The following is a 6,073-nucleotide window of genomic DNA, read 5'->3' as shown; positions in this document are numbered from 1 at the left end:
GTCATGTACAGGCCCGGTACGAGCGCGACGCGAGATGGCGGTACGGAGGCGGGGCGGGTCGGGCAAGGGGCGGTGACGGTACGTCAGGCCTTCAGCGCCTCGGCGACCGACTCGGCGAGCGGTGTCGTCGGGCGGCCGATCAGCCGGGCCAGGTCGCCCGTACCGCCGGCGAGCCGTCCCCGTTCCATCGCGTGGTCCACATCCACCAGGATCGCGGCCAGCGCCTCGGGGACCCCCGCACCGGTCAGAATCCCCAGCCGTACCTCGCCCGGCACATTGTCGTACCGGATGGTCCGGCCGGTCTGCCGCGACAGCTCCGCCGCGTACTCGGCCAAGGACCACGCCGTGTCACCGCTCAGCTCGTACGCCGTGTTGAGGTGTCCGTCGCCGGTCAGTACGGCCGCCGCCGCTGCCGCGAAGTCCGCGCGGGCGGCGCTGCCGATCCGGCCCTCGCCCGCGTTGGCCACGACGGCGCCGTGCTCCAGTACCGGAGCGAGGTTCTCCGTGTACACCTCGGTGTAGAAGCCATTGCGCAGGAAGGTGTAGGGCAGCCCGGAGCCGAGGATCAGCCGCTCGGTCTCCTTGTGGTCGGCGGCCAGGTCGAAGTCGGCCTCGGGGCCGCCCAGGACGCCCGTGTAGGCGAGTTGGGCCACGCCCGCCGCCCGCGCGGCGTCGATGACCGCGCTGTGCTGCGGTACGCGCCTGCCGGGCTCGCTCGCGGAGATCAGCAGCACCCGGTCGCCGGCGCGGAACGCCTCGGCCAGCGTCTCGGGACGGTCGTAGTCCACGACCCGTACCTCGACTCCGCGTGCCGCCAGACCCGCCGCCTTCTCCTCGTTCCGGGCGCCCGCGACGATCCCGCCGGCCGGGACACCGGCGGTGAGCAGGGACTCGACGACCAGTCGGCCGAGGTGTCCGGTGGCTCCGGTGACAACGATGCTCATGGGTGATTTCTCCAGTTCGTGCGATTTCATTGCGCTCTGGCACTCACCCTATGAGCTGCACTAACCAAGGGAAAGTACCCACCTTGAAGTAAGGTACTGGCATGACCGTAAGCAGCGTGCCGGACGTCAACCGGCAGATGTGCCCCTCCCGGGTGGTTCTGGAGCACGTCACGAGCCGCTGGGGCGTGCTCGTGCTGGGCGCCCTGCTGGAGCGCTCGTACCGCTTCAGCGAACTGCGGCGCGAGATCGGCGGTGTCAGCGAGAAGATGCTCGCGCAGACGCTGAAGACGCTGGAGCGCGACGGCTTCGTCCATCGCGACGCCCGCCCCGTCATCCCGCCGCATGTGGACTACTCGCTGACCGCGCTGGGGCGGGAGGCCGCCGAGCAGGTGTGGGGGCTGGCCCGCTGGGTGGAACAGCGGCTGGACGAGGTGTTCGACGCGCGAGGGAAGTACGACGAGGCCCATGAGGCGCACGACGCGGCGCCCAGGCCCGAGGCGCGCCGCGAGGGATACACGAAGGCCCGGACCTCCTGAGAGATCCGGGCCCTGTCGTCTGCCGGCGTCGTCATACGGGCCGGGTAACGGCCGGTGGCTCAGCCCCGGCCGGTGGCGTGGCTGGAGGGCTCAGCCCCGGCCGGTGGCTGGTGGCTCAGCCGACTACGGTCCAGGTGTCGCCGCCCGCGAGCATCGTCGCCAGATCGCCCTTGCCGTTCTGCTCGACGGCCTGGTCGAGCTGGTCCGACATCAACGTGTCGTAGACCGGACGCTCGACACTGCGCAGTACCCCGATGGGGGTGTGGTGCAAGGTGTCCGGGTCCGCCAGGCGCGACAGCGCGAACGCCGTCGTCGGGCTCGCGGCGTGCGCGTCATGGACAAGGATCCGCGACTCGTTCTCGGGCGTGACGGCCACCACCTGGAGATCACCGGTGGCCGGGTCCCTCACCACGCCCTTGGACCCGTCGGCGCCGAAGCGGATCGGCTGCCCGTGCTCCAGCCGGATCACGGCCTCTTCTGCCCGCTGCTTGTCCTTCAGCACCTCGAACGCGCCGTCGTTGAAGATATTGCAGTTCTGGTAGATCTCCACGAGCGCGGTGCCCGGGTGGTCGGCGGCCTGCCGCAGCACCTCGGTGAGGTGCTTGCGGTCCGAGTCGACCGTACGGGCCACGAACGACGCCTCCGCGCCGATCGCCAGCGACACCGGGTTGAAGGGCGCGTCGAGCGAGCCCATCGGCGTCGACTTGGTGATCTTCCCCAGCTCGGAGGTCGGGGAGTACTGGCCCTTGGTCAGCCCATAGATCCGGTTGTTGAACAGCAGGATCTTCAGATTGACATTTCTGCGCAGCGCGTGGATCAGGTGATTGCCACCGATGGAGAGCGCGTCGCCGTCGCCCGTGACCACCCAGACCGACAGATCACGGCGCGAGGTGGCCAGTCCGGTGGCGATCGCGGGGGCGCGTCCATGGATGGAGTGCATCCCATACGTATTCATGTAGTACGGGAAGCGGGAGGAGCAGCCGATACCGGAGACAAAGACGATGTTCTCCTTGGCCAGGCCCAGTTCGGGCATAAAGCCCTGGACCGCGGCCAGCACCGCGTAGTCACCGCAGCCGGGGCACCAGCGGACCTCCTGGTCCGACTTGAAGTCCTTCATCGTCTGCTTGGCCGCGGCCTTGGGCACCAGCGTCAGCAACTCGTTGGCATCAGACATCGATGGCCTCCTTGAGAGCGGTGGCGAGCTGCTCGGCCTTGAACGGCATGCCGTTGACCTGATTGTACGAGTGCGCGTCCACCAGATACTTGGCCCGGAGCAGGCTGGCGAGCTGGCCGAGGTTCATCTCCGGCACCACGACCTTGTCGTAACGCGCCAGGATCTCCCCGAGATTGCGCGGGAAGGGGTTGATATGGCGCAGATGCACCTGGGCGACTGGTGTGCCGCCCCGGCGCAGCCGACGGACGGCGGCGGTGATCGGGCCATAGGTCGAGCCCCAGCCCAGCACCAGCGTGCGGGCGCCGTCCGGGTCGTCGACGGTCAGATCGGGGACCTGGATGCCGTCGATCTTGGCCTGGCGGGTGCGCACCATGAAGTCGTGGTTCGCCGGGTCGTACGAGATATTGCCCGTGCCGTCCTGCTTCTCGATCCCGCCGATGCGGTGTTCCAGACCGGGGGTGCCGGGCACCGCCCAGGGGCGGGCCAGGGTCTGCGGGTCGCGCTTGTACGGCCAGAACACCTCGGTGCCGTCGGCCAGTTGATGGTTCGGGCCGGTCGCGAACCGTACCCGCAGATCGGGCAGTTCCGCGGTCTCCGGGATCCGCCAGGGCTCGGAGCCATTGGCCAGATAGCCGTCGGAGAGCAGGAAGACCGGGGTGCGGTAGGTCAGTGCGATCCGGGCCGCTTCGAGAGCGGAGTCGAAGCAGTCCGCCGGAGTCTGCGGCGCGATCACCGGCACCGGAGCCTCGCCATTGCGCCCGTACATCGCCTGGAGGAGATCCGCCTGCTCGGTCTTGGTCGGCAGACCGGTGGAGGGGCCGCCTCGCTGGATGGCGACGACCAGCAGCGGCAGCTCCAGGGTGACCGCAAGCCCGATCGTCTCCGACTTGAGCGCCACACCGGGGCCGGAGGTGGTCGTCACCGCGAGGGAACCGCCGAAGGACGCGCCCAGCGCGGCGCCGATGGCGGCAATCTCGTCCTCGGCCTGGAAGGTCCGTACGCCGAAGTTCTTGTGCCGGGACAGCTCGTGCAGGATGTCCGAGGCGGGGGTGATCGGGTAGGAACCGAGGTAGAGCGGCAGCTCAGCCTGGTGACTCGCGGTGATCAGGCCATACGCCAACGCCAGATTCCCGGAGATATTGCGGTACGTACCGGTCGGGAAGGCCGTGCCTGCCGGGGCCACCTCGTAACTGACCGCGAAGTCCTCGGTGGTCTCGCCGAAGTTCCACCCCGCGCGGAACGCGGCCACATTCGCCTCGGCGATCTGCGGCTTCTTGGCGAACTTGGCGCGCAGAAACTTCTCGGTGCCCTCGGTCGGCCGGTGGTACATCCACGACAGCAGCCCGAGCGCGAACATGTTCTTCGAGCGCTCGGCCTCCTTGCGGGAGAGCCCGAACTCCTTGAGCGCCTCGATCGTCAGCGTCGTCAGCGGCACCGGGTGCACCTGGTACCCGTCCAGCGAGCCGTCCTCCAGCGGCGAGGTCAGATAGCCGACCTTGGCCATCGGACGCTTGGTGAACTCATCGGTGTTCACGATGATTTCCGCGCCGCGCGGCACATCGCCGATGTTCGCCTTGAGCGCGGCGGGGTTCATCGCGACCAGGACGTTCGGCGCGTCGCCGGGGGTGAGGATGTCGTGGTCGGCGAAGTGCAACTGGAACGAGGAGACACCCGGCAGGGTCCCGGCAGGCGCCCGGATCTCGGCCGGGAAGTTCGGCAGAGTCGACAGGTCGTTGCCGAACGACGCGGTCTCCGAGGTGAACCGGTCGCCCGTGAGCTGCATCCCGTCCCCGGAGTCGCCGGCGAAGCGGATGATGACCCGGTCCAGACGACGGACTTCCTTCTCGCCGGACTTCTCGCCAGACAGAGAGGCATGCCGATCACCGGCGGCGCGCACGTTACTGCCGGCGTCGTCGGCCTCATCGGCGTGCTCTGCTGGGCTACTGACCTGGCTGGTCACTGAACTGGACCTCCCTCGAGGCGGCGGCTCGGGCATGCCGGCCACCCGGCACTCCCAGTGGCAACCCTACGTCGGTAAGGGTCGCCTTCCCCGGACCGATCGTATGGTGGACGCCGGTCCGAGATAAACCGGCGTACCTGTCTGTCATATTTTGTCTGCGCCTGAAATCCTTCATGGCCGTCGCTCGGCTCTCATCCTTTGGGTCTAGGTCCTTGCCGGATCCTGCCTGGTCCTGCCCGGGCCCCGGGGGCCGGCACACATCTGACGGGGCGGCAGTGGAGGGGAGTGAGCGGAAGGTGAGGGCGGGGTGTGTACGGCGGTGGGCGCCGGTGCCGTACGGAGGAGCGGAGCGCGGACAGCGCGGGCGGGACGGGGCCCGCCGCGGTCAGTTTCTCAGGTAGGTCAGTACGGCCAGAACCCGCCGGTGATCCCCGTCACTCGGGGACAGCCCCAGCTTCAGGAAGATATTGCTGACGTGCTTCTCGACCGCGCCGTCGCTCACCACAAGCTGTCTGGCGATCGCCGAATTCGTCCGCCCCTCGGCCATCAGACCGAGGACCTCCCGCTCCCGGGGGGTCAGCCCGGCCAGTACGTCCTGTTTACGGCTCCGGCCCAGAAGCTGGGCCACCACCTCGGGGTCCAGCGCGGTGCCGCCCCTGGCCACCCGTACCACCGCGTCCACGAACTCCCGGACCTCGGCCACCCGGTCCTTGAGCAGATAGCCGACACCGCGGCTGCTGCCGGCCAGCAGCTCGGTGGCGTACTGCTCCTCCACATACTGGGAGAGCACCAGCACCCCGATCTCCGGATGGTCCCGGCGCAGCCGCACCGCCGCCCGTACCCCCTCGTCGGTGTGGGTCGGCGGCATCCGTACATCCGCGACCACCACATCCGGCAGGGCGTCCTGGTCCGCCAGCTCGCCCACCGTCTTGATCAGCGCTTCCCCGTCACCGACTCCGGCGACCACATCGTGGCCGCGGTCGGTCAGCAGCCGGGTCAGGCCCTCCCGGAGCAGCACCGAGTCCTCGGCGATGACCACCCGCACCCTGTCCTCCACGACCATGTCGCGCCCCCACTGTCGAAGTCCGTCCGTCTGCTGTCGCGCGTCCCAGCATCGCAGCATTCGGATCGCTTCGCGCAGCCTGTGGATAACCGGTCGACAGCCGGGACAGCCAGGTACAGCCGAGGGGTCGGACTCACCCCCGCCAGGGCAGTTCCGCCGTGACCGTGGTCGGGCCGCCGGGCGGGGAGTCGACGACCAGAATCCCGTCCACGGCGTCCAGCCGCTCGGTCAGCCCGGCCAGACCACTGCCGGCCGAGGTGTCCGCGCCGCCCCTGCCGTCGTCCGTGACCTGGAGCATCAGCCGGTCATGCGTCTGCCACACCTCCACCGTCGCCCGCCGTGCCTGGGAGTGCTTGCTGATGTTCTGGAGGAGTTCGGAGACGGTGAAGTAGGCGA

Annotated in this window: 6 protein-coding genes; 1 reads left to right on the top strand and 5 read right to left on the bottom strand. The window is 69.0% G+C overall.

Features of this window, described 5'->3' with window-relative positions:
• Positions 1 to 83 precede the first annotated feature (83 nt).
• Positions 84 to 944 (bottom strand): SDR family oxidoreductase, encoded by an 861-nt coding sequence (locus WH07_RS02185; protein ID WP_046494609.1) that lies wholly within the window; start codon positions 942 to 944, stop codon positions 84 to 86.
• Between the two features lie 101 nt (positions 945 to 1,045).
• Here WH07_RS02185 and WH07_RS02180 point away from each other — a divergent pair, with 101 nt between their 5' ends.
• The gene (locus WH07_RS02180; protein ID WP_046494607.1) at positions 1,046 to 1,480 is read left to right on the top strand and encodes a winged helix-turn-helix transcriptional regulator; all 435 of its coding nucleotides are present in this window, start codon (positions 1,046 to 1,048) and stop codon (positions 1,478 to 1,480) included.
• Positions 1,481 to 1,595: 115 nt separating this feature from the next.
• On the opposite strand, the gene WH07_RS02175 is transcribed toward WH07_RS02180, so the two are convergent.
• The 4 genes from WH07_RS02175 to WH07_RS02160 form a co-directional block, all read right to left on the bottom strand.
• Positions 1,596 to 2,654, bottom strand: a complete 1,059-nt coding sequence (locus WH07_RS02175) for a 2-oxoacid:ferredoxin oxidoreductase subunit beta (protein WP_046494606.1) — start codon at positions 2,652 to 2,654, stop codon at positions 1,596 to 1,598.
• Positions 2,647 to 4,614, bottom strand: a complete 1,968-nt coding sequence (locus WH07_RS02170) for a 2-oxoacid:acceptor oxidoreductase subunit alpha (RefSeq protein ID WP_046494604.1) — start codon at positions 4,612 to 4,614, stop codon at positions 2,647 to 2,649. The genes WH07_RS02175 and WH07_RS02170 overlap by 8 nt, the downstream gene beginning before the upstream one ends.
• A gap of 385 nt (positions 4,615 to 4,999) precedes the next feature.
• Positions 5,000 to 5,659, bottom strand: a complete 660-nt coding sequence (locus tag WH07_RS02165; protein WP_332836336.1) for a response regulator transcription factor — start codon at positions 5,657 to 5,659, stop codon at positions 5,000 to 5,002.
• Positions 5,660 to 5,810: 151 nt separating this feature from the next.
• The coding region (locus WH07_RS02160) for a sensor histidine kinase (RefSeq protein ID WP_046494602.1) at positions 5,811 to 6,073 on the bottom strand (263 nt) is incomplete at its 5' end.

The sequence above is a fragment of the Streptomyces odonnellii genome (genome assembly GCF_000981895.1).
GTDB classification, from domain to species: Bacteria; Actinomycetota; Actinomycetes; order Streptomycetales; family Streptomycetaceae; genus Streptomyces; species Streptomyces odonnellii.
Note: the sequence above shows the minus strand (reverse complement) of the source record. Positions and strands in the feature narration are given on the sequence as shown.

What these genes read in the sequence shown, in the direction of transcription:
- WH07_RS02185 (WP_046494609.1), bottom strand. Translation starts at nt 944, where the DNA reads ATGAGCATCGTTGTCACCGGAGCCACCGGACACCTCGGCCGACTGGTC.
- WH07_RS02180 (WP_046494607.1), top strand. Translation starts at nt 1,046, where the DNA reads ATGACCGTAAGCAGCGTGCCGGACGTCAACCGGCAGATGTGCCCCTCC.
- WH07_RS02175 (WP_046494606.1), bottom strand. Translation starts at nt 2,654, where the DNA reads ATGTCTGATGCCAACGAGTTGCTGACGCTGGTGCCCAAGGCCGCGGCC.